We start from the raw sequence: 24,307 nt of genomic DNA on the forward strand, positions 1-24,307 counted from the left end.
CGTCACGATGCCAGCGGCGCCGCCCCGGCGGCACCGAACGGCCACGCCTTGCCCGAAGGACCCGCCATGTCCGACCTTCCGATGTCCGACCTTCCGATGCCCGATCCTGCGACGTCGGATCCCGCGCCCCGCCGCATGGCGGATGCCATCCGGTTCCTCGCCCTCGACGCCATCGCGCGGGCCGGGGACGGCCATCCCGGCGCGCCGCTCGGCTGCGCCGAGGTCGCCACCGCGCTGTTCACCCGCCACTTCGTCTGCAACCCGGACGACCCGGAATGGCCGGACCGCGACCGCTTCGTCCTGTCGAACGGCCACGGCTCGATGCTGCTCTACGCGGTGCTCCACCTCTCGGGCTACGCGGGCATTCCGATCGACGCCATCCGGCGCTTCCGCGAACTCGGCTCGCCCTGCCACGGCCACCCCGAATTCGCCCCCCATCACGGCATCGAGGCGACGACGGGGCCGCTCGGCCAGGGCATCGCCAACGCGGTCGGCATGGCGGTGGCGGAGGCCAAGCTCGCCGCGGAGTTCGGCCCCGGCCTCGTCGACCACCGCACCTACGCCCTCGTCGGCGACGGCTGCCTGATGGAGGGCATCGCCCACGAGGTGATCTCGCTCGCCGGGCACCTGCGCCTGGGCAAGCTCACCTTCCTGTGGGACGACAACCTGATCACCGACGACGGCGGCACCGACCTGTCGATCTCCGAGGACGTGCGGGCGCGCTTCCGCGCCGCGGACTGGCAGGTGATCGATTGCGACGGCCACGACGTCGCGGCGGTCTCGGCCGCGCTCCTCCTCGCCAAGGCCGATCCGCGCCCGAGCCTGATCGCCTGCCGCACCACCATCGGGCGCGGCCTGCCGCGGCTCGAAGGCCAGCGCGGCGCGCATGGCGGGCGGGTGTTCGACAGCGACTGCGCCGAGGCCCGCGCGGCGGCCGGCTGGGAGGCGCCCGCCTTCACGGTGCCGCAGGAGGTCGCGGCGGCGTGGCGGCGCGGCGCCGCCGAGCGCAACCGGGCTGCCTACGCGGCGTGGCAGGCGCGCCGGGCGGCGCTGCCCGAGGGTGTGCGGGCGGAGTTCGACCGGCGGGCGGACGGGCGCCTGCCGGACGGGTGGCGCGACGGCTTGCGGGCGCTCGCGCGCCGCACGGTCGAGGCCGCGCCCGAGCGGCCGAGCATCGAGGTGGCGGCCGACACGCTGGCAGCGCTCACCGGCACGATCCCCGACCTGTTCAGCGGCGCCCCGGACCTCGAAGGCCCGACGCGGCACAAGCAGGCGCTCGCCGCCTTCACGGCCGAGAACCGCGCCGGGCGCTACCTGCATTACGGCGTGCGCGAGCACGCGATGGGCGCGATGATGAACGGCATGGCCACGCATCGCGGCCTCGTGCCGGTGGGCGCCACCTACTTGGTCTTCTCCGACTACCTGCGCCCGGCCCTGCGCATGGCCGCGCTGATGGAACTGCCGGTCGTCACCGTCTACAGCCACGATTCGATCGGCATCGGCCGCAACGGCCCGACCCATCAGCCGGTGGAGTTCCTGGCCTCCCTGCGCGCCATGCCCAACATGCTCGTGCTGCGCCCGGCCGACGCGGTGGAGACCGTGGAGGCCTGGGAGCTGGCGCTCGCGCACCGGCACGGGCCGACCTCGCTGATCTGCGCCCGCCAGCCCCTGCCGCCCCTGCGGCGCGAGCCGTCGGACGAGAACCTTAGCGCCCGCGGCGCCTACGTGCTGGCCGAGGCCGCGGGCGGGCCGGCGCGCGCGACGCTGATCGGCACCGGCTCCGAGGTGGCGGTGGCGCTCGCCGCGCGCGAGCGGCTGCAGCAGGAGGGCATCCCGACCCGCGTCGTCTCGATGCCGTCCTGGGAGCTGTTCGCGGCCCAGCCGGAGGCCTATCGGGCCGCGGTGATCCCGCCCGACACCGTGCGGGTCGCCGTCGAGGCGGCGGTGCGCCTCGGCTGGGACCGCTGGATCGGCGAGGGCGGCGGCTTCGTCGGCATGGCGGGCTTCGGCGCCTCCGGACCGGCCGACGAGCTCTTCCGCCACTTCGGCATCACGCCCGAGGCGGTCGTGCGGGAGGTGACGGCGCGGCTGTGATGGGGCGCCTGCCCGCAAGACGAGATTAACCATAGGCCGCGGCGGCGCGCGTTCCGCGCCGCCCAGCCTCCGTGATTTCAGGACTCGTTAAAGCGCGACCGCCTACGGTCAGGGCGTCGCACGGTTGATCTCGCTCAACTGACGAAGAGATCAGGCGGTGCCGGCAGCAAGCAGGACGAAATAGATCTTCGGATCTATCGGCATGAGGCCGCTTCGTCCCTCCGGTGAGAGCCCGTGGTCATTGCGTTGTGGGTTAGGTCCGGTCTCGGACCTAAAGGCATGATGCCGCTCCGCTTCTCCGGTGCGAGCCCGGACCAGCAGCCCAGTTCCGCATCCCAGTAACGAGTACCTGACCATGACCAGCCTGCTCACCAACAGCGCCGCGATGACGGCGCTGACGACGCTCAAGGGCATCAACGCGCAGCTCGACATGACGAGCAACCGCGTCTCCACCGGCCAGCGCGTCTCGGCCGCCTCCGACAACGCCGCCTACTGGTCGATCGCCACCACGGTGCGCACCGACAACGCCTCGCTCGGCGCCGTCAAGGACTCGCTCGGCCTCGGCTCGTCGGCGGTCGACACCGCCTATAATGGCCTCAACAGCGTGCTCTCCGACCTGCAGAACATGCGCGCCAAGCTGCAGACCGCCCTGCAGCCGGGCGTCGACCGCGCCAAGGTGCAGACCGAGCTCGCCGCCATCCAGAACAAGATGAAGGCCACCGCCGATTCCTCGATCTCCTCGGGTCAGAACTGGCTGTCGGTCGACTCGTCGGCCACCAACACCGCCTACCAGGCCACCCAGAGCGTCGTCGCCGGCTTCTCGCGCGCCACCACGGGCGCCATCACCTTCTCGACCATCTCGGTCGAGGTCGGCAACATCAAGCTCTACGACGTCAACGCCACGAGCGTGAACACCCCGGCGACCGAAGGCCGGGTGACCGCCACCACCTCGCTCACCGGCACCGCGGGCTTCACCGGCGGCACGGCGAACTTCAGCGGCACCAACGAGGTCGCCTTCGCGCTCACCCTCGGCAACGGCGACACCGCCACCATCCGGCTCAACAGCGCCACGCTGGCCTCGGCCGCCAGCAACCTCGCGGCGGTCACGACGAGCGAGTTCCTGAACGCGATCAACAACCAGATCGCGGCGAGCACCGGCGCCACCGGTCTCGCCGGCGACGTGAGTGCGGCTCTCGACTCCGCCGGCCGCCTCACCTTCCGGACCACCGCGACCGGCGCGGGCGCGACCGCCGCGGTCACGTTCCAGACCGTGGCGGCGAGCGGCGCGAACGCGCTGGTCGATGTCGGCTTCGGCACGGGCGTCGCGGCGACCGATGCACGCACCGGCAGCGGCTCGGCGGCGGGAACGACGGCCGGCAAGGGCATCCTCGACACGGTCGATGCCAGCACGACCTTCTCGATCAACACGATCAACATCTCGGCCCTGGTCGGCACCGCCGGCGACACCAACCTCAGGAACATCATCACCCAGGTCGACAAGGCCATCGCGAGCGTCACCAACGCCGGCACCAAGCTCGGCGCCAACAAGACGCAGATCGACGGCCAGAAGACCTTCGTCGACACGCTGATGAAGGCCAACGACCGCACCATCGGCACGCTGGTGGACGCGGACATCGAGGAGGAGTCGACCAAGCTGAAGGCGCTCCAGACCCAGCAGCAGCTGGCCGTCCAGGCGCTCAGCATCGCCAACTCGGCGAGCCAGAACGTCCTCTCGCTCTTCCGCTAAGACCGGCCGGCGCCGACCGGCGCCGCAGCGGACGGGGCCACGCTTCGAAAGGAGCGTGGCCCTTCTCGTTGGGGCAGGCCGCCGGGGACCCGGCCCGCCATCTCACGAAGGCGGTCCCAGCCCTGTTCCGGGCGACGGACGCCCTCGACGAAAAGCCGTGTCAGAAATCGACGTGGAAGCGGCCGCCGAAGAAATCCGCCGGTCCGCGGTCCCGGTTGTAGGCCGGGTTCTCCACGTGCTGGTAGTTGAACGTCACCGTCACCGCCTTGGTGAGGCCGAGCGCGTAGAAGGCTTCCACCGCCCGTTCCGGCGCGTAGTTGAGGCGGCCGTCGCCGATCAGCAGGCCGAGGCCGCCATTGGCGTAGAAGGCGCGGTGCGAGGGCGAGATCTCGTTGCGGCTGGTGCCGAGCCCCACCGTGTCGCCGGGCCGGCCCCAGGCGCTGCCCTTCAGCGAGAGACCGCCCGAGACGCTGCGGTCGATGTCGGTGAAGGAGAGGCTCTCGTTGCGCCCATCGTTGAAGCTCGCGCGGGCGAAGACGCCGAGATCGTCGGTGATCGACTGTTCGAGGTTGATGTAGGCGCCGCTCTTGCGGCGCGGGCGGCGCGTCAGGGCGGCGGCGTCGTTGATGTCGTCGAACTGGCCGGCCTGGGTCAGGGCCACGACCTGGCGGAAATTCGCGGTGTTGCCGACGTTGCTGAACAGGCCGATGCGCAGCTTGCCGGGCCGGTCGAGCACCGGAAGGGTGTGGCGCCCCTCGAACTCCACGGTCAGGCCGCCGCGCTCGAACACCCGCGGGTCGAGCACGTCGCTCGACGGCTGCTTGGGCACCTGCGTGTAGGCGGCCCGCAGGGCGAATTCCTTGCGGTTGTACTCGACCATCACGCCCTGGGTGAAGCCGGGCAGGTTCGCCGGGAAGTCCCAGGCGGCCGCGCCCCAGATCGCCCAGTTGAAGAAATCCACCCGCGGGTCGTGGGCGTAGATGTTGCCGTCGAAGAAGTCGCCGAGCGCGAACTTGCCCGCCACCACGGTGAGGCGCTCGACGGACCGCGTGGTGGCGACTTGGTTGGGGCCGTCGGGCACGTCCTCGGTCTCGCCGCCGAGGTTGAAGGTCTGGCGCACGAAGTAGCGGTTCGAGCGCAGCTTGGGGAAGGGCGCCCCGGCCTTCTGGGCCTCGCCGTTGACGAAGCCCGCCACGCCGAGCGTGCGGCTCAGGCCGAAGCCCTGCGAGAATTCCGGGTTGTAGTAGAGCTCGGTGCCCTCGGCGAGCTTGAAGCCGAGGAAGAGCGTCGCCGTCGTGGTCTGCTGGGCCTGGTGCGGGACGAGGCTCTGCTCGCCGCGGTAGGGGGAGCGGAAGCCCGGCACGCCCTGCGCCAGCAGCGTCGCCTGCCCGTGCAGCGAGTAGCGCGTCCGCTCGGCGGCCTCCGCCGCATCCTCGGCCTCGGGCGCAAGGCGCAGGCCGGCGGGCAGCCAGATCAGGCGCGCCATCATCTGGTGCGTGGTGAAGCGCGTGGCGGTCGTGACCGGGCCGCCGGCCGGACCCGGCAGGGTGCCGAGCGGGAAGGACCCGCTCGATCCGAGGTCGGCGTAGCGGTAGTCGATGCCGAGCGCGAGGTTCGGGTGCACGGCGACCTGCAGCCCGGCGCCGAGGGTGAAGCCGAGGAAGCCGAGATCGCGCCGGGCCGTCGCGACGCCGCCCGCGCCGTCCGGGTAGCTGGCGATCACCCGCGCATTCGCCCCCGCGAGCCCGAAGGTGGCGTAGACGAGGGAATTCTCGAAGCTGTAGCCGAGGCGGGCGCGCAGGGAGCCGTAGAAATCCGACTTGGCGCGGATCAGGCTGAAGGCCGGGTCGACCGCCTCGGTGCCGAAGCCCGGGATGGTGCTCGGCACCGGCCGCTTCAGGTTGGCGGCGTTGAGGTCCGCCTCGACGCCGGCGAGCCACGGCCCGGTCTGCCAGTTCCAGCCGCCGAACACCCCGCCGACCGCCGTGGTGGCCTCCCGCCCGATATCGTTGCTGCCGGTGGCATCCCCGGTCTTGAAGGGCGCGACCGCCCGCCCGCCGATCCGGCTCGGCGCGAAGCTGAAGGCGCCGTAGGAGGCGCCCGCGCTGCCCTGGAGGCCGAGATAGCCCCCCGACCAGTCGATGAAGGCGGGCGGGGCCGGGCCGAGATCGGCCGCCCGCGCGCCGAGGCCCATCGCCATCAGCCCCGCCGCGCCGAGGGCGGCGCGGATGCGGCTCCGTCCGGGAGGCGGGGAAGCATTCATGCGGTGTCGGGCCCGTGCCGAGAGGAGTCGCGGGGGTGATCAGCCACGGGCGAGCGCGGCTGTAAAGCACCGGCCCGGGGCCCGTCCGGGATGATCGACGATGAGACCGGATTGCGTGGTGCGGCGTTGAGGATCGGCAACACTCCGGGCCTCCTCGCCTTGCAGCGAAGCCGGCAAGACTCTTCCCAGGGCAAGGTATCGCCCTCTTCTTGCCCTGCGGCAGGTTTCGGCCGCAGATGGCGCTCCCACACGCGAGTTTCCCCGATGGCCCTCATCACCTCCGTCGCCCCTCCGGACGTGCCCGGCGTCGTCGCGGCCGGCGCCTACGCGGAGGGCCGCAGGGTCGCCGACGTACGCGTGGAGGAGGCCGGCGACTGGGCGAGCCGGCCCGGGCACCTCGTCTGGATCGGACTCTACGAGCCCTCGGCGGCGCTGCTGCGGGAGATCCAGGCGCAGTTCCGGCTGCACCCGCTCGCCATCGAGGACGCGCTCAACGCCCATCAGCGTCCCAAGCTCGAACGCTACGGCGACTGCCTGTTCGTGGTCACGCGCACCGCGCAGCTCGTGCAGGACCGCATCGCGCTGGGCGAGACGCACCTGTTCGTCGGCCGCGGCTACGTGGTCACGGTGCGCCACGGCGCCTCGGAATCCTACGCGCCGGTGCGCGAGAAGACCGAATCCTGCCCCAAGCTGCTCGCGCACGGCGAGGATTACATCCTGTACGCGGTGCTGGACTTCATCGTCGACAACTACGCCCCCGTCATGGAGACGGTGATGGCGGAGGCCGAGTCGCTGGAGGACCGCATCCTCAAGCGCGAACTCCTGCCCGCCGAGGTCGAGCGGCTGTACCTGCTGCGGCGCGACCTCCTGCGCCTGCGCAATGCGGTCGTGCCCCTGGTGGAGGTCTGCCGCAAGCTCGAACACGGGGACCTCGTCGCCATCGACGAGGAGATGCAGCCCCTGTTCCGCGACGTGTCCGACCACCTGCGGCGGGTGCAGGACGAGATCGATGCGCTGCGCGAGGTGCTGGCCTTCGCCTTCGAGGCAAGCCTGATGCTCGGCCAGGCGCAGCAGACGGTCATCACCCGCCGGCTCGCGGCCTGGGCGGCGATCCTGGCGGTGCCGACCGCGATCGCGGGCATCTACGGGATGAACTTCGAGTTCATGCCGGAGCTGAAGTGGCGTTACGGCTACGTCCTGGTGCTCGCCAGCATCGCCTCCCTGTGCGGCTTCCTCTTCTGGCGCTTCCGCCGGAACGACTGGCTGTAGCAGGCGTCAGGCGGGGACCGGGAACTCGACGCGCACCACCGTGCCGCGCTCGCCCCCGTAGGTGAGGACCCCGTCGAGCTGCCCGGCCAGGGCCTGCGAGATCCGCACGCCGAGGCTCCGGCTCGTCGCCGGGTCGAACGCGGCCGGCATGCCGCGGCCGTTGTCGGCGATCGTCAGCGCGACCCGGGCGGCATCGAGGCGCTCCAGCCGGATGGTGATCGTGCCGCGCTCGGCCTGCGGGAAGGCGTGCTTGAGGGCGTTGGTGACCACCTCCACCACCAGGAGCGACAGGGTGGTCAGCCGCGTGAGGTCGAGCCGGGTCGGCGGCACGTCCACGAGGCAGACGATGTTCTGCGCTCCCGTCGCGTCGAGGAGGTCGGCGCACAGCTCCTGCAGGTACTGGCCGATCGGCAGGCTGATCCGGTCCGGGTCGTAGAGGCGGCGGTGGATGCGCGAGATCGTCTCCAGCCGCACCCGTGCCTCGTCGAGCGCCGCCACGGCCGCCGCCGGGTCGCTGCCGACCTTACGCTTCTGCAGGGTCAGCAGCGCCGCGATGAACTGCATGTTGTTGGCGACGCGGTGCTGCAGCTCCTGGAACATGGTCCGCTGCTGCTCGTAGAGGCCCGCGGTCACGGCCTTCTCCTGCCGCAGCCGGGCGCCCGCGCGGTGCATGATGTGGATCAGGGCGATATCGACCGTGACGATGAAGGCGTAGAAGGCGAGCGCCAGGGCGGTCGAGCCGTCCAGCACGAAGCTCTCCTGCGGGACGAGGAAGAAGTACCACGCGCACAGGCCGCTCAGCACCGCGCAGGTGATGCCCGGCCGCAGGCCGCAGAAGAAGGCCGTGAGGATGACGGCCGGGAAGAAGGTCAGGAAGGGGAAGCCGGGCGGCAGCACGGCGTCGAGCGCGTGGCGCAGGGCGAACGCCGCCGCGGTGGCGCCGAGCGCGATGAGATCGCCGAGCCAGGGATGGGCGCGCAGGCGCTCGGTGGACTGGACCAGGGTCCAGAACCCGCTGCGCCGTGCCGAGGGTGGGGCCGCACCGGACACGCGAACTCCAGACGCGAGACGAGGGACTGCCGGCCCCGCCTCGAATCACGCCCGGCAGCCGGGCCATATGAGCAGAAGACCGTCCCGACCGAAACGCCGCGATCTTCGCGCGGGCGATGGACGCGTGGGGCCTTCGGTCGCGGAACGCCTTGACAGCCGAAAATAACTGAACGAACGTTTGATTAAAGAGGGCGGGTGACACCACGCCTCGCCGCCGGTCTCGGAGCCGGCACCGGAACGACGGGCGCGGCCGAAAGTGACCGCCCCGCGGGAGAGGAACGCCGATGCTGACGCGGGCGACCAGCTACGCCGATCTCGTCGCGGATTTCCGCTGGCAGATCCCGCCGCGCTACAACATCGGCACCGATGTCTGCGACCGCCACGCCCCCGGCAACCCGCTCGCGCTGATCGCGCTGGACGAGAGTGGGGCCGAGCGCCGCTTCGGCTTCGAGGATATCCGGCGCGCCTCGAACCGCTTCGCCAACGTGCTCGCGGCGCACGGCATCGCCCGCGGCGACCGCATCGGCGTGCTGCTGCCGCAAGGGCCGGAGACCGCGATCAGCCACGTCACCGGCTTCCGGGCCGGGCTGATCACCATCCCGCTCTTCACGCTGTTCGGGCCGGACGCGCTCGGCTACCGGCTCGCCAACAGCGGCGCGCGCGCCGTGGTCACCGACCGGGCCGGAGCCGAGACGCTTGCGCCCCTGCGCGACCGGCTGCCGAACCTGGAGCGGGTCTACTGCATCGACGGCCCAGGCCCCGGCGCGGAGGATTTCCACGCCCTGTGCGGGCAGGCCTCCGACCGCTTCGCGCCGGTGGACACGGCGGCCGACGACCCGGCGGTGATCATCTACACCTCGGGCACCACCGGCGACCCGAAGGGGGCGCTGCACGCCCACCGGGTGCTGCTCGGCCACCTGCCGGGCGTCGAGATGCCTCAGCGCTTCCTGCCGCAGCCCGGCGACCGATTCTGGACCCCGGCCGACTGGGCCTGGATCGGCGGCCTGTTCGACGTGCTGCTGCCGGCCTGGCACCACGGGGTGCCGGTCGTGTCCCATCGCGCGCGCAAGTTCGACCCCGAGGCGGCCTTCCGGCTGATGGCTGATCAGGCGGTGCGAAACGTCTTCCTGCCGCCCACCGCCATGAAGCTGATGCGCCAAGCCCGCTCCGCGCCCTATCCGGGCCTGTCCCTGCGCTCGGTGGGCAGTGGCGGCGAGAGCCTGGGGGCGGAGATGCTGGCCTGGGGCGAGACGGTGCTGGGCCTCACTGTGAATGAGTTCTACGGCCAGACCGAGTGCAACCTCGTCGTCTCCTCCTGCGCCGACCTGTTTCCGGCGCGTCCCGGCGCGATGGGCCGGCCGGTGCCGGGCCACGACGTGCGCATCGTCGACGACGCGGGCGCGGACGTGCCGGACGGCACGGTCGGCCACATCGCGATCCGCCGGCCCGACCCGGTGATGTTCCTCGGCTACTGGGGCAACGAGGAGGCGACGAAGGCCAAGTTCGCGGGCGAGATGCTGCTCACCGGCGACCTCGGGCGGCGCGACCCGGACGGGTTCCTGTGGTTCGTCGGCCGCAACGACGACGTCATCACCTCGTCCGGCTACCGGATCGGCCCCGGCGAGATCGAGGATTGCCTGCTGCGCCACCCGGGCGTCGCGCTCTGCGGCGTCGTCGGCGTGCCCGACCCCGTCCGCACCGAGGCGGTGAAGGCCTTCATCGTCCTGAAGGAGGGCGTCGCGGGCACGCCGGAGCTCGCCCGCGAGATCCAGGACTTCGTCAAGACGCGGCTGGCCGCCCACGAATACCCGCGCCACGTCGCCTTCGTGCCCGACCTGCCGATGACCGCCACCGGCAAGATCATCCGGCGGGCGCTGCGGGAAAAGGACGCCGCCCCGTGAGGGCGCCCGGCCGCGATCTCAAGAAACGGAACGAGAGGGAGGACACCGTGTCACGACTGAAGAACCTCGGCCGCGCGCTCGGCCTCGCCGCCGCGCTCATGACGGGCGGCGGGGCCGCGCAGGCGCGCATGAGCCTGACCTTCGGGGTGCTCAACGACCGTGCCGGGCCGTTCTCGGACCTCGCGGGCGAGGGCTCGGTGGTGGCCGCCGAGATGGCGGCGGCGGATTTCCGGGCGCAGAACCCCGATGTCGAGATCCGCATCCTCTCGGCCGACCACCAGAACAAGCCGGATGTCGGCGCCGGCATCGTGCGCCAGTGGATCGACCAAGACGGCGTCGACGTCGTGCTGGACGTGCCGTTCTCCTCGGTGGCGCTCGCCGTGCACCAGATCGTGCGCGAGAAGAACCGGCTGATGATCAATTCGGGCGCGGGCGCCTCGGAGATCACCGGGGCGCTGTGCTCGCCCAACACCCTGCACTGGACCTACGACACCTGGGCGCTCGCCAACGGCACCGGGGGCGCCGTGGTGCGCAGCGGCGGCGAGTCGTGGTTCTTCCTCACCGCCGACTACGCCTTCGGCAAGGCCCTGGAGCGCGACGTCTCGGAGGTGGTGGTCCGCAACGGCGGCAAGGTGCTGGGCGCGGTCCGCCACCCGGTCGCCGCCACCGATTTCTCGTCGTTCCTGCTCCAGGCGCAGGGCTCGAAGGCCAAGGTGGTCGGGCTGGCGAATGCCGGCAGCGACACCATCAACGCCATCAAGCAGGCGGCGGAGTTCGGCGTCACCGAGAGCGGGCAGCGCCTCGCCGGGCTGCTCGTCTTCCTCAGCGACGTCCACTCGCTCGGCCTCAAGGTGGCCCAGGGCCTCGTCCTGACGGAAGCCTTCTACTGGGATCTCAACGAGGGCACCCGGGCGTGGTCGCGCCGCTTCGCGGAGCGCCACAAGGGGCGCATGCCGACCATGGTCCAGGCCGGCGTCTATTCCGGCATGATGCACTACCTGAAGACCGTGAAGGCCACCGGCTCGAAGGACGCCGCCACGGTGGTGGCCGAGATGCGCCGGGTGCCGGCCGAGGACCCGCTGTTCGGGCGCTCCGAGGTGCGGGCGGACGGGCGCGTCACCCACCCGATGTACCTGTTCGAGGTGAAGAAGCCGGCCGAGTCGAAGGGGCCGTGGGACTACTACACGCTCCTCGCCACGATCCCGGCCGACCAGGCCTTCCGCCCGCTCGCGGCCGGCCAGTGCCCGCTGGTGGCGAAGTGACTCCGGCGATGAAGCTCCACCACTGCGTCGGCGCCCGCTCGTTCCGCCCGCTCTGGGCGCTGGAAGAAATCGGGCTGCCCTACGACCTCGTGATGCTGCCCTTCCCGCCGCGCGCCCACCGCAAGGATTTTTTCGCGGTCAACCCGCTCGGCACCATCCCGGCCTTCCACGACGGCGAGACCCGGATGACCGAATCGGCGGCGATCTGCGAATATCTCGCGGCGCGCTACAGCCCGGACCGGCTCGCGGTCGGCCCGGAAGAACCCGACTACGGGCGCTACCTCAACGGCCTGCATTTCGGGGAGGCGACCCTGACCTTCCCGCAGACCCTGGTGCTGCGCTACGGCCGCTTCGAGCCGCCGGAGCGGCGCCAGCCGCAGGTGGCCGAGGATTACGCCCGCTGGTTCCTGTCGCGGCTGCGGGCCTTCGGCGAGGTGCTGGGCGCGCGCGAATTCGTCTGCGCGGGCCGCTTCACGGCGGCCGACATCAGCATCGGCTACGCGCTGATGCTGGCGGAGTTCGTCGGCCTGGGCGACCAGCTGCCGGACTTCGCCCGCCGCTACTGGGAGGGCCTGACGACGCGGCCCTCCTACGCCCGGGCGCTCGCCGCCGAGGCGCGGGCGGCGGGCGAGCAGGGCGTGAGCGCGACGCCCGCGCCCCTGGGCGGCTGAGAGGTTTCCTCAGGGCGGGGCGGGCGCCGTCACGGCCGCGACGATGCCGGCGATCACCCGGATCTGCGGCGCGTCGCGGGTGAGATAGCGCCCGGTGCGGTAGGAGGAATCGAGGTAGCCCCACCAGTCCCAGCAGCCGTTGGGGTTGGGCTCGTAGGCGAGGAAGTCGGGGATCGGTGACCCGCAGGCGGAGCCGGCGAGCGGCGTGCCGGGCGCGATCGCCGGGTAGACGATGATGACCCGGTAGGGCTCGGCCCAGTTGTTGTAGCCGGCCGCCAGCGCGAAGTGCCGGGGGTCCTGGCGGCAGCCGTGCAGGGCGATGTGGACCCGGCAGCCGCGTCCGGCGGGCCGGCAGGCGGGCGGCACGTAGAGGTAGCCGGTCGCCGCCATGTCGAGGTTGCGGCGCCGGGCGGTGCTGTAGGCGGTCGCGGGCCAGAACGGCACCAGGGCGGCGTCGTTGGCGATGGCCGGGCGCTCCGCCGTCACCTGCGCGACCAGGCGCCCCTGGTCAAAGCGCCAGAGATCGGCCTCCGGGATGTCGGGCGCCCGGCGCTCGGGATCGTAGGCGGCCTCCTCGCCGAAGAGGGCGTGGAACATGTGGCCCACATTGTCCTCCCGGCCGCAGCTGCGCACGAAGGTCGCCGTCGCGTCGTCGCCCCGCTCCTCCAGCCGGCAGGCATCGCGGCCGGGGCCGGGGGTGATGATGCCGTGGCCCGCCGCGTCGCTGCCGTCGGCCGGATCGCCGTCGTCGAAGGCCACCGCCCGCCCGGTGAGGTTTTCCAGGAACCGCGCGCTCACCCGCCCGGCGGGCGACCGCACGGTCCGGTCGGCGGGGCTGTGGAAGACGTAGGCGCGCGCGAGCCGCTGCGGGCGCCCCGCCGTCAGGGGATCGATCAGCTTCGCCTCGGCGAGGGGGCGCGCCGCCTCGATCCTGGCCGCCTCGACCTGCGCCCCCTGGGGCTCGCCGCCGCACAGGCAGGTCTCGACCGCGCGGGCGAGGCTGCCCTCCGCGCAGCCCCAGGACGGTCCGGCGATGGAGCCGACCGCCGTGACCGAGGCGGAGTGCGCGACCGCGTACTGGACCGCCATCGCGGCCCCCGACGACACGCCCGAGATGCTGACCTGAGCCGGGTCGCCGCCGCGAGACAGGCCGCGCCCGTCATCCGCCCGGGCCGCCGGGGCGCACAGGAGGACGCACAGGAGGGAAGCGGGGAGGGGATGGCGCATCCGGCCTAACCTCGCGAGCGACGCGGCAGGGCGAAGGCTACAGGAGCCTGCGCGCCGCGGCGAGGTGCCCGGCCGCGGTCACTCCAGCGTCGCGAGGGCCGCCTCCAGATCCGCCACGAGATCGTCCGGGTGCTCGATGCCGATCGACACCCGGATGGTGGCGTCGGTGACGCCGAGGCGGTCGCGCACCTCCTTGGGCACGCCCGAATGGGTGGTGGAGGCCGGGTGGCTGGCGAGCGATTCCGTGCCCCCTAAGCTCACCGCGAGCTTGAACAGCTGGAGCGCGTTCAGCACCTGGAACGCCTCCGCCTCGCCCCCCGCGACGTCGAACGAGAAGGTCGAGCCGGGGGCGGTGCACTGGCCGGCAAACACCCGGGCCTCGGCGGAGTCGGGCGCCAGGTAGGCGAGGTGGTGCAGGCGCGTGACCTTCGGGTGGCTCCGGAGCATCGCCGCCACGATCTCGCCGTTGCGGTTGGCCGCCGACATGCGCAGCGACAGGGTTTCGAGGGAGCGGCCGAGCATCCAGCAGGAATGCGGGTCGAGCTGCGTGCCGATCGCCGAGCGCAGCAGCCGCACCGGCCGCATCCGGGCGGCCGAGCCCAGGGCCGCGCCCGCGATCAGGTCGGAATGGCCGCCGACATACTTCGTGAGCGAGTAGACCGAGATGTCGGCCCCGAAGCGCAGGGGGTGCTGGAAGAGGGGCCCGAGCAGGGTGTTGTCGCAGACGAGAACCGGCGGCTCCCCGCCCTGCGCGGCCGCGATCTCGTCGGCGACCTTCCGCACCAGCGCGAGGTCGACCAGGGTGTTGAGCGGGTTCGAGGGCGTCTCGACCATGATCACGCTGACGCGGCCCTGAGCGCGTGCGGCCTCGGCCGCCGCCCGCACCGCCTGCGGGTCCACCCCGTTGCCGAACCCCTGGGCGCGGATGCCGAAGCCTGCCAGCGTCTTGGCGATCAGCGTCTCGGTGCCGCCGTAGAGGGGCTGGGAGTGCAGCACCACGTCGCCGGGCCGGGCGAAGGCCAGGATGGTGGTGGCGATGGCCGACATGCCCGAGGAGAAGAGCAGCGCGCCCTCGGCGCCCTCGAACACCGCGAGGCGGTCCTCCACGATCTCGCTGTTGGGATGGTTGAAGCGCGAGTAGACGAGCCCCGCGGCCTCGCCCTTGGGCGGCTCGCGCCGCCCCGACACGTAGTCGAAGAACGCCTTGCCGTGCTCGGCGGAGGAGAAGACGAAGGTCGAGGTCAGGAACACCGGCGGCTTGACCGCTCCCTCCGACAGGGCCGGGTCGTAGCCGTAGCCGAGCATCAGGGTCTCGGGATGCAGGCGGCGGTTGCCGAGGCGGTCCTTGTGGTAGCGGTCGTCCGACATGAGGGCCTCGCTCGCGGGGAGGGCGCCGGCCGCCAGGGCCGAATCCCGACCCCGTGACCATAGACCATGCCTGCCCGAGCGGGACGCGGCGGGGCGCCGCCTGTGCGCAACCGCACGTTCCAGTTGGTCCGCGGCGTGCATCGGCTCGCTCTGGGCGCATTTTCGGCGCAAAACGCGGGCAGGTAGCGGTTGGGAATCCGTTTACGCGGCCGCGCCGGCGCCCGCGCGAGGAGCGTCCGAGGAGCGTACATGGCGAGGAAGCCACCCGACCGGATGATGGCGCGCGAGCAGCGCGCCTGGAGCGACGAGACCGCTGCCTGGAGGCAGGGCCGCGCGGTCGAGAAGGGCTACCGCATCCGCTGGGGCTACGTGGCCATCGCTTACGCGGTCGAGGCGCTGGTGATCTGCACCTCGCTCGCGGGCGCGTGGTTCTTCGCCGAGACCTACGCCGACAAGGGCGACCAGAGCTTCTGGTTCATGCTGCTGGCGCCGGTGGTCTACGCGGCGATCGAACTCTGCCGCGTGCCGCTCGGCATCCTGATCCGGGTGCAGCGCGACTGGTGGATCAAGGGTCTGGCGATCATCGGCATCGTGATGGCGGCGGGCGTGACGACGAAATCCGTCTCGCAGCTCGGCGAGATGATGTTCCATCCCCGCCTCGCCGAGGCGTCGAAGACCCGCTCCGCCCTCAAGGAGGCGGAGGCCGACCGGGCGAGCCTCGACACCCGCATCCGGCAGGCGGATGCCCGAGTGGCGCAGTACACCGCCGAATCGCAGGCGCTGGAGAAGCGCACCCAGGAGGCCTCGGCCCAGCTCGCCGGCCTGCCGGGCCAGCGCTGCGAGCGGCTCACGGGCACCAACAGCCGGGGCAAGCGCTACTCGTACATGCGCTGCGTCACCGACCCGCGCACCGCCACCATCGCGGGCAGCCTGAAATCGACGGGCGACGAGCGGACCATCGTGGCCAAGAATCTCGCGGACGCCCGCGCGGCCCGGGCCGAGCTCGACCGGGGCGCCGCCGACCGGCGCGTCACCGAGGCCGAGGCGAAGTACCGGGACGCGGTGCGGCGCTCGCAGCTCCATTCCTTCACCGCCATGGTCTACGGCGTCGACCCGATCGACGTCACCGACCAGCAGGTCCACGCCTTCCTGCGCATCTTCGTGTTCGCGCCGGCGCTCTGCGCGGCCTTCGCCTCGACGCTGCTCGCCCTCTGCGCCGTGCAGGTGCGCAAGACCTACTCCGACGAGGACGATCTCGGCGCCGCGATGAACGCCGAGGGGGTGCCGATCCTGCTCGACCAGATCGCCGCGAGCGCGGGGCGCCTCACCGACGCGCAGCGCGCCGTACGGGAGGCGGTCGCCGCGGGCGTGGCGATCCCGCTCGACCAGCGCCGGCCGCAGGCGAACCCGCCGGGCGGGCCGCCGCAGCCGGCCCCGGCCCGGGATGACGACCGCATCGAGAGGCCGAGATCGTGACCTACCTCTCCCCCGGCACGCCCGAGAACGTGGCGCTGGCCCAGCACGTCAACGGGCGGCTGCGCGCCGAGGCGCGCATCATGGCGGCCCGCGCGTTCCTGTTCCGGGCGATCGGCCTCGGCCTGTTCGCCGCGCTGGCGGGGGCGGGGGCGGGGGCGGCCTTCTATGGCTACGCCACGATGAACGACGTCGCCAGCGCCTCCGACAAGCTCGCGAGCGCGCTGACCACGGCCCTCAACGACGTGACCCTGAAGACCAAGGGCGAGGTCACCCTCACCGACAACACCCTGAAGCTGGAGGGCGGCGCTCCGCAGCCGGCCGGCCGGCCCGACGTCGCCGCCATCACGACGAATGCCGGCAAGTCGGAGGCGCCCGCCAGCGCCGCCGTGCGCACGAGCTTCACGGTGTTCAAGACCGTGCCCTACCTCGACGGCTCGATCGTCACCGGCTGGAACTTCAAGGGCAGCGAGTCGAAGCCCGAGAAGCAGTACTGCTACGTGACGCGGCCCCAGAGCTTCGGCGACGGCACCACCTCGAACCAGACCACGGTGGCGATCGACGGGCAGGTGCTGCCCCAGCCGGCCCGCTCGGAGATCAATTTCTCGGTGATCGCCCGCAACTGCGTCTGGTTCGATCCGGCCAAGCTGTAGCGGTCCGGGCGCCTGCGCCATCGGCGATCGGGGACGGGTGCTTCCAAAAGCACCGGGCGGCCTCTAACTGTTCCGGACACCGAAGGACTTGAGGGCCGATGCGCTTCACCGGAACCGACACCTACGTCGCCTCGCAGGATCTCGCCGTCGCCGTGAACGCCGCCGTCACGCTGGAGCGCCCGCTCCTCGTGAAGGGCGAGCCCGGCACCGGCAAGACCGTGCTGGCCGAGGAGGTGGCGCGGGCGCTCGGCGCGCCGCTGCTGACGTGGCACGTCAAGTCCACCACCAAGGCGCAGCAGGGCCTCTACGAGTACGACGCGGTCTCGCGCCTGCGCGATTCGCAGCTCGGCGACGCGCGGGTGTCGGACATCCGCCACTACATCCGCCGCGGCAAGCTCTGGGACGCCTTCGCGGCGCCCGAGCGCCCGGTGCTGCTCATCGACGAGATCGACAAGGCCGACATCGAGTTCCCCAACGACCTGCTGCTCGAACTCGACCGGATGGAGTTCCACGTCTACGAGACCGGCGAGACCGTGCGGGCCGAGCGCCGGCCGGTGGTGATCATCACGTCGAACAACGAGAAGGAACTGCCGGACGCCTTCCTGCGCCGCTGCTTCTTCCACTACATCAAGTTCCCGGACGCCGACACGCTGAAGGCGATCGTGGCGGTGCACTACCCGGGTATCAAGCAGCGGCTCGTGGAGGAAGCCCTGCGGATCTTCTTCGAGGTGCGCGAGGCCCCGGGCCTGAAGAAGAAGCCGTCGACCTCCGAACTGCTCGACTGGCTGAAGCTCCTGATGGCCGAGGAGATCGGCCCCGAGCAGCTGCGGGAGCGCGATCCCCGCAAGCTCATCCCGCCGCTCCACGGTGCGCTGCTCAAGAACGAGCAGGACGTGGGGCTCTTCGAAAAGCTCGCCTTCCTGAGCCGGCGCGACGGCCGCTGAACCCCGACGAGGACGCCATGCGCCGCCTGATCCTCCTGCGTCACGCCAAATCCGACTGGCCCGACGGGGTCGCCGACAGCGACCGGCCGCTCGCGCCGCGCGGGCGCGAGGCCGCCCCGCGCATGGCCGCCCACCTCGCCGAGGAGGGGCTGGTGCCCGATCGGGTGCTGGTCTCGCCGGCCCGCCGCACGCAGGAGACCTGGGACCTCGTGCGGCCCGCGCTCCCGGGCGCGGCCGACGAGACCGTGCCGCAGCTCTACGAGGCCTCCGCCAAGCGCCTGCTCGACGTGGTGCGCAGCGCCCCGGACGAGGCCGCCACGCTCATGCTGATCGGCCACAATCCCGGCCTGCAGGAGCTCGGCCACCATCTCCTCTCGGACGACGATCGCGACGGCCTGCGGGCGCTCGCGCGCAAGTTCCCCACCGCCGCGGTGGCGGTGATCGATCTGGCGGCCGATCGCTGGGCCGAGATCTCCCCCGGCACCGGCACGCTCGAACGCTTCGTCACGCCCAAGACGCTCGGCGCCGAAGAGGACGATTGACGCTCAGCGCAGCGCGAGCAGCACCGGCGGCCGGACGGTGACGAAGAGCGGTCGCTGCGGCTGCGGCGCGACCGTGAGCGAGAGGCGCGTCGGCCCCTCCGCGAGCGGCGTGCGGGCGAACAGCGACGGCTCGGTCTCGATCACCGGGAGCGGGATGAAGGTCGGCGCGAGCGGGCCGGCCTCCGCCACTTGGACCGCGGGCGAACGCCGCCGGGCCGGGATCGTCACCACCTCGCGGCCCGCGAAGGCCAGCGCCTCGGGCCGGCTCACCTCGCCGAGGGAGGCGCCCTTGCGCAGGAGGGCGGAAAACACCGCGTGCTGGCCGCCATCCGCGTAGGTGGTGCGCACCGCCTCGCTGCCCTGCGCCACCAGGGCGGCGATGCGGGCCTCCTCGTCGGCGCGGTGGGCGGCGGCCTTCGCCTCCACCGCCGGATCCGGGTAGGCCGGGAAGGCGTAGCGCCCGTTCACCACGGTGACGGCGGGCTCGCGGCCCGTGGCCTCGAACCGGTCGTAGCCCTCCTTCAGCTGACGCCAGAAATCGATGTGCGGGTCCTGCCGGTGGCGCGCCATCTCCTCGGCGGTCATCCGGAACGGATAGGCCTGGACCTGGAAGGCGGCCTGCCCGCCGGCGAAGGCCTCGCGGGCCAGCGCGTAGATCTCGCTGACCTGCCGGTCGGTCATCGCGAAGCAGCCCGCCGAGGAGCAGGTGCCGTGCACCATCAGGGCGGAGCCGGTGCCGCCATGCGCCCGGTCGAAGGCGTTGGGATAGCCGACGTCGAAGGACAGGTGGTAGCGGGAGTTCGGGTTCATCTGCCGCGGCGGGACCGCGTAGAACCCCTCCGGAGCCTGCCGGTCGCCCTGCCGGGTCTTGGGGCCGAGCTGGCCCGACCAGCGGCAGATCGGGAAGGTCCTGAGGAGGACGAAACGGCCGTCGCCGGCCCGTTTCCACACCTCCAGCTCCGCCTCCTTCTTGAAGGTGCGGATCAGGATCGGGGCGGCCGGCACGGTGTCGCGCGCCGTCATCAACGCCACCGTCGCGGGCGGGATCGGGGCCAGGTGCTTGGGCACGCCCGGACCCGCCGGGGCGGGGCCGGCGGCCAGGAGGGCGCCCAGCATGACGAGACCGACCCCCGACCGCTTCATCCGCCGCCTCGCGCCTCCGGGGCAGCGCCCCCGGGGCGCGCCGTCGCACGCCAATGTGGGCATCTTGGGGCGGGCGCCGTCCGGCGGGCGCCCGCCCGCGCGGATCAGGGCCGGAGCAGGGCGTCGAGCCGGTCGACGATCCGGGCGGGCGCGAGGTCGCGGTACTCGTCGGGGCGCCGCGCGCGGTTGACCCAGACCGGCACGAAGCCGTAGGCCGCCGCCCCCGCGACGTCCCAGCGGTTCGAGGACACGAACAGGATCTCGGCCGCCGGGATGCCGAGGCGCTCGGGCGCGAGGTCGTAGGCGCCGGGGCTGGTCTTGAAGATGCCGGCCGGATCGACCGAGATCACCGCGTCGAGGCGCCCGCCGAGATCCGCCGCGCGCACCGCCTCGTCCAGCATCGCCGCGTCGCCGTTCGACAGGATCGCGGTCTGCAGGCCCGCCTGCCGCAGGGCGTCGAGGGTGGCGGGCACCTCCGGATAGGCGTCGAGCGCCGCGTAGGCGTCGAGGAGCGGCCCGCGCAGGGAGGGATCGACGCCCGGGTACAGGGCGAGCGCGTAGTCGAGCGCCCGCTCGGTGAGGTCCCGGAACGGGGCGTAGCGCCCCATCAGAGAGAGCACCCAGGTGTATTCGAGCTGCTTCTGCCGCCACGTCTCCGACAGGGCCGCCGCCTCCGCGCCCACCGAAGCGGCGTGGCGCTGCACGGCCGAATGCACGTCGAACAGCGTGCCGTAGGCGTCGAACACGGCGGCGCGGAGATGCTGGAAGGGAGCGGGGAGAGGCATGACGGGGCTCGCGACCGAGGGTGGCTGCACACCTTAACCCGGCCGCGCCGCCGCCGGGACTCCGCTACGGCATGGTGGGGCCGCCGATGCCATGGGCCGCGGGCGAAACCCCCGTCTCGGCGCAGACCCGCGCCACCGCCTCGTCCAGACGTTCGCCGATCGCCGGAGGAAGCCGGGCGCGGCCGGCCCGCAGGTTCTATCCAGGCATCCCCGAGGGAATCCGCTTGCGACGCGAGGCCGAGCGCCTCGATCAGAGCCGCGGCCTGATGCACATCCTTGCGGGCCTTGGCGGCACTGGCCGGATCGTCGCGGCGGAGCATCGCGACGATGAGTTTGTGGATGGCGTAGCGGGCGGGCGCCGGCACCGTCACCGGCACGCCCCCCTTGTGCAGCAGCACCGAGCGGACGGGCCGATAGATCAGGAAATCGAGGTAGCGGAGGGGCTGTGCCGACGCGCCACCGAGTGCCGGCATGCGCGAGGCGGCCCCGGTCGCGGCGTCCCCGGTGCGGTTGGGAGTCAGGAACTCGACCCGGAACTGCCGCGCGTTGACGAAGGCGACGCCGCCGCACGAATCGGCCGGGTGAGGCACCTCCCGGAAGGTCGCGTCGACGCCGCGCAGCACGTCGAGGATCGGCGGCATGCTGTCCTCGACCAGCATCGATATCGAATGGAACTGCGCCACATCGAGGTCGCTGGTCGCGAGATGCGCCTCCGGCAGGCGGACGCCCAGCAGACCCGCATAGGTCTGAAACGCGATCGTTCCGACGAGGACGCCGCGCAGGCGGAAGAAGCCGTTCTTCCACAAAGCCTCCATCACATCGCCGACGACGGGCGGCGGCGCGGGAAGACCGAGGGTGTGCAGAGCTCGCACGAGGTCGCGCCGCTCGCGATACCCGATCTTGGCTTGCCCGAAGGACGCGACGCGCTGCGTCACGGCCGGATCGTCGACCGGTCCGACATACTTCGAGTAGCGCCGTGCCGTCCCATCCGCCCCGGCCGCGTAGCCGAGGTAGTACCAGTAGGAGCGGCCGTTCTGATGGCGCTGGCTGAAGGAGCCGTTCTCCGGCAGCTGCGCATCGAACATCGCGTCCAGACAACGCTGCTGGAGATCGGCGAAGAGCGTGTGCTGCGTGAGCGGGAGGGTGTCCATGTCCTATATATGCAAAAATCCGATTTTGCATATATAGCCCGCCTCACACCCGCCGCAGCCTCACCCCGAACAGGCGCAGCGCCCCGAGCAGGGTCGCGCCGTAGACGACGAGGCCGCACGTGCCGAGGGCAGCCAGGATGGCGAGTTCGCGGAAGCGCGGAAGGGCGGGGATCGCGCGCTCGATGAGCGGCAGGCCGCCGAGCGTGCCGGCCGTGAGCACGAGGCAGGCGGCCAGCACCCCGCAGGCCGTCACCGCGAGGGTCCGGCTCGGCGCGGTCCAGCCGCGGCGGCGGGCGATGAGGAAGAGCAGCAGCACGTTGACCCAGACCCCCGCCGCGGTCGCGAGAGCGAGGCCGACGACGCCGAGCGGCCCGGTGAGCACCACCTTGAGGGCGACGTTGAGCGCGACCGCGGTGAGCGAAGCGATCACCGGCGTGCGTGTGTCCTGGCGCGCGTAAAAGCTCGCCACGATGCTGCGGATCAGCACGGCCGCCGGCAGCGCGAGGCCGTAGGCGGCGAGCACGGCGCCCGAGCGGGCCGCGGCCTCGGCATCGAAGGCGCCGCGCTGGAACAACGCCGTCATGATCAGGTCCGGCACCAGCAGGAACGCCACCGCGAAGGGGGCCGAGAGGGCAAGCGAAAAACCGGTCGCGCGGTTCTGCGCCGCGTGCGCGGCGGCGGCGTCGCCCGCGGCGAGGCGCCGGCTCATCTCCGGCAGGAGCACGGTGCCGGCCGCGATGCCGATGACCCCGAAGGGCAGCTGGTAGAGGCGGTCGGCGTAGTAGAGCGCCGAGACCGCGCCGGTGGGCAGGAAGGAGGCGATGATCGTGTCGGCGAACATCGCGATCTGCACCCCCGCCGAGCCGATCACCGCCGGCCCGAGCATGCGCAGGAAGCGGGTCATCCCGGCATCCTTCAGGGTCGGACGGGCGAGGCGCGGCGCCACCCCGGCCCGCACCGCATCGGCCCAGACGAGCAGGAATTGCAGCACGCCCGAGACCGCGACGCCCCAGGCCGCCGCGTAGGCGGCGTTCGGAAACAGGAAGGCGAGCCCGAGGCCGGCGAGCAGCGAGAGGTTGAGGAGGACGGGGGCGGCGGCCGCGGCCGCGAAGCGCCGCCTCGCGTTAAGGACGCCCGAGAGCAGCGTGACCAGCGTGATGAACAGGAGGTACGGGAAGGTGATGCGGGTGAGCGCCACCGCGAGGGCGAACTTGTCCGGCTCGTCCGCGAAGCCCGGCGCGAGCGCGCGCACGATGAGGGGCATCAGCGGCAGCGCGAGGGCGAGCAGCGCCACCTGCACGATCAGCATCAGGGTGAAGACGCGGTCGGCGAAGCGCCGGGCGGCCTCGGCCTCGCCCGCCCCGTCGAGGCCCGCATAGGTCGGCACGAAGGCGACGTTGAAGGCGCCCTCGCCGAAGATCGCCCGGAAGTGGTTGGGCAGCCGGAAGGCGACCACGAAGGCGTCGGCGATCGGGCCGGCCCCCATCACGGCGGCCATCACCACGTCGCGCAGGAACCCGGTGACGCGCGACACCAGGGTCCAGCCGCCGACCGAGAGGATGCTGCGAATCATCGAACCGGGTCTCGTCCCACCGCGGGACCCGGCCCGCGACAGGCGGCAGGGTCCCGGCGCCTCCTTAGCAGAGTCGCGCGCTCAGGCCGCGTCCGAGATGACGCGGGCGCGGCGGTCGTCGCGGATCGCCGCGTCCTGGCCCGCCGCGGCCGGGCCGATCCGCTCGGCCACGACGTAGAGCGGGCGCCGCTTCACCTCGGCGAAGATGCGCCCGATGTACTCGCCGATGATCCCCAACGACATCAGCTGGATGCCGGAGAAGAACATCACCGAGACGATCAGCGAGGCGTAGCCGGGCACGACCGGCCCGCGCAGCATGTACTCGGCCACGAAGTAGAGCGCCGCCGCGAAGGCGAGCGCCGCGATGGCGCCGCCCAGATAGGTCCAGACGCGCAGCGGCACGGTCGAGAACGAGGTGATGCCATCGAAGGCGAAGCGGAAGAGCTTGCGGAAGCTCCACTTCGAATCGCCGTGCTGGCGCGCCTCCACGGTGTAGGGGACGCCCACCGAGCGGAAGCCGATCCAGGAATAGAGGCCCTTCGAGAAGCGCGCCCGCTCCGGCAGCGCGCGCAGCACCTCCACGCCCTTGCGGTCGATCAAGCGGAAATCGCCCGCCCCCTCGGGCAGCGGCATCTCGCCGAAGCGGGCGAAGAGTTCGTAGAACAGCCGGGCGAAGCTGCGGCGCATGCGGCTCTCGCCGTCGCGGTCGGTGCGCTGGGCGTAGACCATCACGTTGCCCTCGCGCCAGCGCGCCACGAAGGTCTCGATGAGTTCGGGCGGGTGCTGCAGGTCGGCGTCCATGATCACGACCGCCCGCCCGCGGGCATGGTCGAGGCCCGCCGCGATGGCGACCTCCTTGCCGAAGTTGCGGCTGAAGGAGACCGCGCCGATGCGCGTCTCGACGCCGTGGTGCGCGGCGATCACCGCCGCGGTGTCGTCGCGGCTGCCGTCGTCGACGAACACCACCTCGAAGGCCGGGGTGATCCGCTCCAGCACCGGCAGGAGGCGGGCGAGGAGCGGACCGACATTGGCGCTCTCGTTGTAGACCGGTATGACGACGCTGAGGTCGATCGGGTCGCTGGGCCTGAACAGCTCCACGGTGCCGTTCCTCGTCTGGGGGCCGGCGCCCGGGCCGGCCGTGTCGGGGCATCAAGAGCCGGTTTCGACGGCCGGCTCAAGGGACTGCATTAG

19 protein-coding genes are annotated in these 24,307 nt (G+C 72.0%); 10 read left to right on the top strand and 9 right to left on the bottom strand.

Features of this window, described 5'->3' with window-relative positions; genetic code table 11:
- Positions 1–66 precede the first annotated feature (66 nt).
- Both tkt and ACKUB9_RS04120 read left to right on the top strand, forming a co-directional pair.
- Positions 67–2,094: a transketolase gene (gene tkt / locus ACKUB9_RS04115; RefSeq protein WP_407519810.1), complete on the top strand. Its 2,028-nt coding sequence runs from the start codon at positions 67–69 to the stop codon at positions 2,092–2,094.
- 355 nt (positions 2,095–2,449) lie between these two features.
- On the top strand, positions 2,450–3,841 hold the full coding sequence (locus ACKUB9_RS04120) for a flagellin N-terminal helical domain-containing protein (RefSeq protein ID WP_407519811.1): 1,392 nt from the start codon (positions 2,450–2,452) through the stop codon (positions 3,839–3,841).
- A gap of 160 nt (positions 3,842–4,001) precedes the next feature.
- Here the strand turns inward: ACKUB9_RS04120 and ACKUB9_RS04125 are convergent, their stop codons facing one another.
- Positions 4,002–6,104, bottom strand: coding sequence for a carbohydrate porin (locus ACKUB9_RS04125; RefSeq protein ID WP_407519812.1), 2,103 nt, complete (start codon positions 6,102–6,104; stop codon positions 4,002–4,004).
- A gap of 264 nt (positions 6,105–6,368) precedes the next feature.
- Between ACKUB9_RS04125 and ACKUB9_RS04130 the strand changes: the two genes are divergently transcribed.
- The gene (locus ACKUB9_RS04130) at positions 6,369–7,373 is read left to right on the top strand and encodes a magnesium and cobalt transport protein CorA (RefSeq protein WP_407519814.1); all 1,005 of its coding nucleotides are present in this window, start codon (positions 6,369–6,371) and stop codon (positions 7,371–7,373) included.
- Between the two features lie 6 nt (positions 7,374–7,379).
- Here ACKUB9_RS04130 and ACKUB9_RS04135 read toward each other — a convergent pair whose 3' ends face one another.
- A complete protein-coding gene (locus ACKUB9_RS04135; protein ID WP_407520081.1) occupies positions 7,380–8,375 on the bottom strand; it encodes a sensor histidine kinase in 996 nt (331 codons plus the stop codon).
- A gap of 332 nt (positions 8,376–8,707) precedes the next feature.
- On the opposite strand from ACKUB9_RS04135, the gene ACKUB9_RS04140 reads away from it, so the two are divergent.
- From ACKUB9_RS04140 to ACKUB9_RS04150, 3 genes are all read left to right on the top strand, one after another.
- On the top strand, positions 8,708–10,324 hold the full coding sequence (locus tag ACKUB9_RS04140; RefSeq protein ID WP_407519815.1) for an acyl-CoA synthetase: 1,617 nt from the start codon (positions 8,708–8,710) through the stop codon (positions 10,322–10,324).
- 98 nt (positions 10,325–10,422) lie between these two features.
- Positions 10,423–11,586, top strand: a complete 1,164-nt coding sequence (locus ACKUB9_RS04145) for an ABC transporter substrate-binding protein (RefSeq protein WP_407520082.1) — start codon at positions 10,423–10,425, stop codon at positions 11,584–11,586.
- 8 nt (positions 11,587–11,594) lie between these two features.
- Positions 11,595–12,257 carry a glutathione S-transferase family protein gene (locus ACKUB9_RS04150; RefSeq protein ID WP_407519816.1) on the top strand — a complete coding sequence of 221 codons (663 nt, stop codon included), beginning with the start codon at positions 11,595–11,597 and terminating at the stop codon, positions 12,255–12,257.
- Between the two features lie 9 nt (positions 12,258–12,266).
- On the opposite strand, the gene ACKUB9_RS04155 is transcribed toward ACKUB9_RS04150, so the two are convergent.
- Together ACKUB9_RS04155 and ACKUB9_RS04160 are read right to left on the bottom strand one after the other, a co-directional pair.
- On the bottom strand, positions 12,267–13,484 hold the full coding sequence (locus ACKUB9_RS04155) for an alpha/beta hydrolase family protein (protein WP_410825763.1): 1,218 nt from the start codon (positions 13,482–13,484) through the stop codon (positions 12,267–12,269).
- Between the two features lie 78 nt (positions 13,485–13,562).
- Positions 13,563–14,852, bottom strand: coding sequence for a cystathionine gamma-synthase family protein (locus ACKUB9_RS04160; protein WP_407519818.1), 1,290 nt, complete (start codon positions 14,850–14,852; stop codon positions 13,563–13,565).
- Between the two features lie 249 nt (positions 14,853–15,101).
- Between ACKUB9_RS04160 and ACKUB9_RS04165 the strand changes: the two genes are divergently transcribed.
- The 4 genes from ACKUB9_RS04165 (at position 15,102) to ACKUB9_RS04180 (ending at position 18,464) form a co-directional block, all read left to right on the top strand.
- On the top strand, positions 15,102–16,328 hold the full coding sequence (locus ACKUB9_RS04165; RefSeq protein ID WP_407519820.1) for an ATPase: 1,227 nt from the start codon (positions 15,102–15,104) through the stop codon (positions 16,326–16,328).
- Positions 16,325–16,978 (top strand): hypothetical protein, encoded by a 654-nt coding sequence (locus ACKUB9_RS04170; protein WP_407519821.1) that lies wholly within the window; start codon positions 16,325–16,327, stop codon positions 16,976–16,978. Before ACKUB9_RS04165 ends, ACKUB9_RS04170 begins: the two co-directional genes overlap by 4 nt.
- 98 nt (positions 16,979–17,076) lie before the next feature.
- The gene (locus tag ACKUB9_RS04175; protein ID WP_407519822.1) at positions 17,077–17,922 is read left to right on the top strand and encodes an AAA family ATPase; all 846 of its coding nucleotides are present in this window, start codon (positions 17,077–17,079) and stop codon (positions 17,920–17,922) included.
- 17 nt (positions 17,923–17,939) lie between these two features.
- Positions 17,940–18,464 (top strand): SixA phosphatase family protein, encoded by a 525-nt coding sequence (locus ACKUB9_RS04180; protein WP_407519823.1) that lies wholly within the window; start codon positions 17,940–17,942, stop codon positions 18,462–18,464.
- Between the two features lie 3 nt (positions 18,465–18,467).
- On the opposite strand, the gene ACKUB9_RS04185 is transcribed toward ACKUB9_RS04180, so the two are convergent.
- The 5 genes from ACKUB9_RS04185 to ACKUB9_RS04205 all read right to left on the bottom strand — a co-directional run bounded on the left by ACKUB9_RS04185 (position 18,468) and on the right by ACKUB9_RS04205 (position 24,214).
- Positions 18,468–19,607: a hypothetical protein gene (locus tag ACKUB9_RS04185; protein ID WP_407519824.1), complete on the bottom strand. Its 1,140-nt coding sequence runs from the start codon at positions 19,605–19,607 to the stop codon at positions 18,468–18,470.
- A 104-nt stretch (positions 19,608–19,711) separates the two neighbouring features.
- Positions 19,712–20,311, bottom strand: coding sequence for a haloacid dehalogenase type II (locus tag ACKUB9_RS04190; protein ID WP_407519825.1), 600 nt, complete (start codon positions 20,309–20,311; stop codon positions 19,712–19,714).
- The gene (locus tag ACKUB9_RS04195) at positions 20,215–21,543 is read right to left on the bottom strand and encodes a nucleotidyltransferase family protein (RefSeq protein ID WP_407519826.1); all 1,329 of its coding nucleotides are present in this window, start codon (positions 21,541–21,543) and stop codon (positions 20,215–20,217) included. Before ACKUB9_RS04195 ends, ACKUB9_RS04190 begins: the two co-directional genes overlap by 97 nt.
- A 43-nt stretch (positions 21,544–21,586) precedes the next feature.
- Positions 21,587–23,116, bottom strand: a complete 1,530-nt coding sequence (murJ, locus tag ACKUB9_RS04200; RefSeq protein ID WP_407519827.1) for a murein biosynthesis integral membrane protein MurJ — start codon at positions 23,114–23,116, stop codon at positions 21,587–21,589.
- A gap of 81 nt (positions 23,117–23,197) precedes the next feature.
- The gene (locus ACKUB9_RS04205) at positions 23,198–24,214 is read right to left on the bottom strand and encodes a glycosyltransferase family 2 protein (protein WP_407519828.1); all 1,017 of its coding nucleotides are present in this window, start codon (positions 24,212–24,214) and stop codon (positions 23,198–23,200) included.
- Positions 24,215–24,307: the final 93 nt, after the last annotated feature.

Origin of the sequence: Methylobacterium oryzisoli (assembly GCF_046557895.1) — a bacterium.
GTDB lineage: Bacteria > Pseudomonadota > Alphaproteobacteria > Rhizobiales > Beijerinckiaceae > Methylobacterium > Methylobacterium oryzisoli.

What these genes read in the sequence shown, in the direction of transcription:
- tkt (WP_407519810.1), top strand. Translation starts at nt 67, where the DNA reads ATGTCCGACCTTCCGATGTCCGACCTTCCGATGCCCGATCCTGCGACG.
- ACKUB9_RS04120 (WP_407519811.1), top strand. Translation starts at nt 2,450, where the DNA reads ATGACCAGCCTGCTCACCAACAGCGCCGCGATGACGGCGCTGACGACG.
- ACKUB9_RS04125 (WP_407519812.1), bottom strand. Translation starts at nt 6,104, where the DNA reads ATGAATGCTTCCCCGCCTCCCGGACGGAGCCGCATCCGCGCCGCCCTC.
- ACKUB9_RS04130 (WP_407519814.1), top strand. Translation starts at nt 6,369, where the DNA reads ATGGCCCTCATCACCTCCGTCGCCCCTCCGGACGTGCCCGGCGTCGTC.
- ACKUB9_RS04140 (WP_407519815.1), top strand. Translation starts at nt 8,708, where the DNA reads ATGCTGACGCGGGCGACCAGCTACGCCGATCTCGTCGCGGATTTCCGC.
- ACKUB9_RS04145 (WP_407520082.1), top strand. Translation starts at nt 10,423, where the DNA reads ATGACGGGCGGCGGGGCCGCGCAGGCGCGCATGAGCCTGACCTTCGGG.
- ACKUB9_RS04150 (WP_407519816.1), top strand. Translation starts at nt 11,595, where the DNA reads ATGAAGCTCCACCACTGCGTCGGCGCCCGCTCGTTCCGCCCGCTCTGG.
- ACKUB9_RS04155 (WP_410825763.1), bottom strand. Translation starts at nt 13,484, where the DNA reads ATGCGCCATCCCCTCCCCGCTTCCCTCCTGTGCGTCCTCCTGTGCGCC.
- ACKUB9_RS04160 (WP_407519818.1), bottom strand. Translation starts at nt 14,852, where the DNA reads ATGTCGGACGACCGCTACCACAAGGACCGCCTCGGCAACCGCCGCCTG.
- ACKUB9_RS04165 (WP_407519820.1), top strand. Translation starts at nt 15,102, where the DNA reads ATGGCGAGGAAGCCACCCGACCGGATGATGGCGCGCGAGCAGCGCGCC.
- ACKUB9_RS04175 (WP_407519822.1), top strand. Translation starts at nt 17,077, where the DNA reads ATGCGCTTCACCGGAACCGACACCTACGTCGCCTCGCAGGATCTCGCC.
- ACKUB9_RS04180 (WP_407519823.1), top strand. Translation starts at nt 17,940, where the DNA reads ATGCGCCGCCTGATCCTCCTGCGTCACGCCAAATCCGACTGGCCCGAC.
- ACKUB9_RS04185 (WP_407519824.1), bottom strand. Translation starts at nt 19,607, where the DNA reads ATGAAGCGGTCGGGGGTCGGTCTCGTCATGCTGGGCGCCCTCCTGGCC.
- ACKUB9_RS04195 (WP_407519826.1), bottom strand. Translation starts at nt 21,543, where the DNA reads ATGGACACCCTCCCGCTCACGCAGCACACGCTCTTCGCCGATCTCCAG.
- murJ (WP_407519827.1), bottom strand. Translation starts at nt 23,116, where the DNA reads ATGATTCGCAGCATCCTCTCGGTCGGCGGCTGGACCCTGGTGTCGCGC.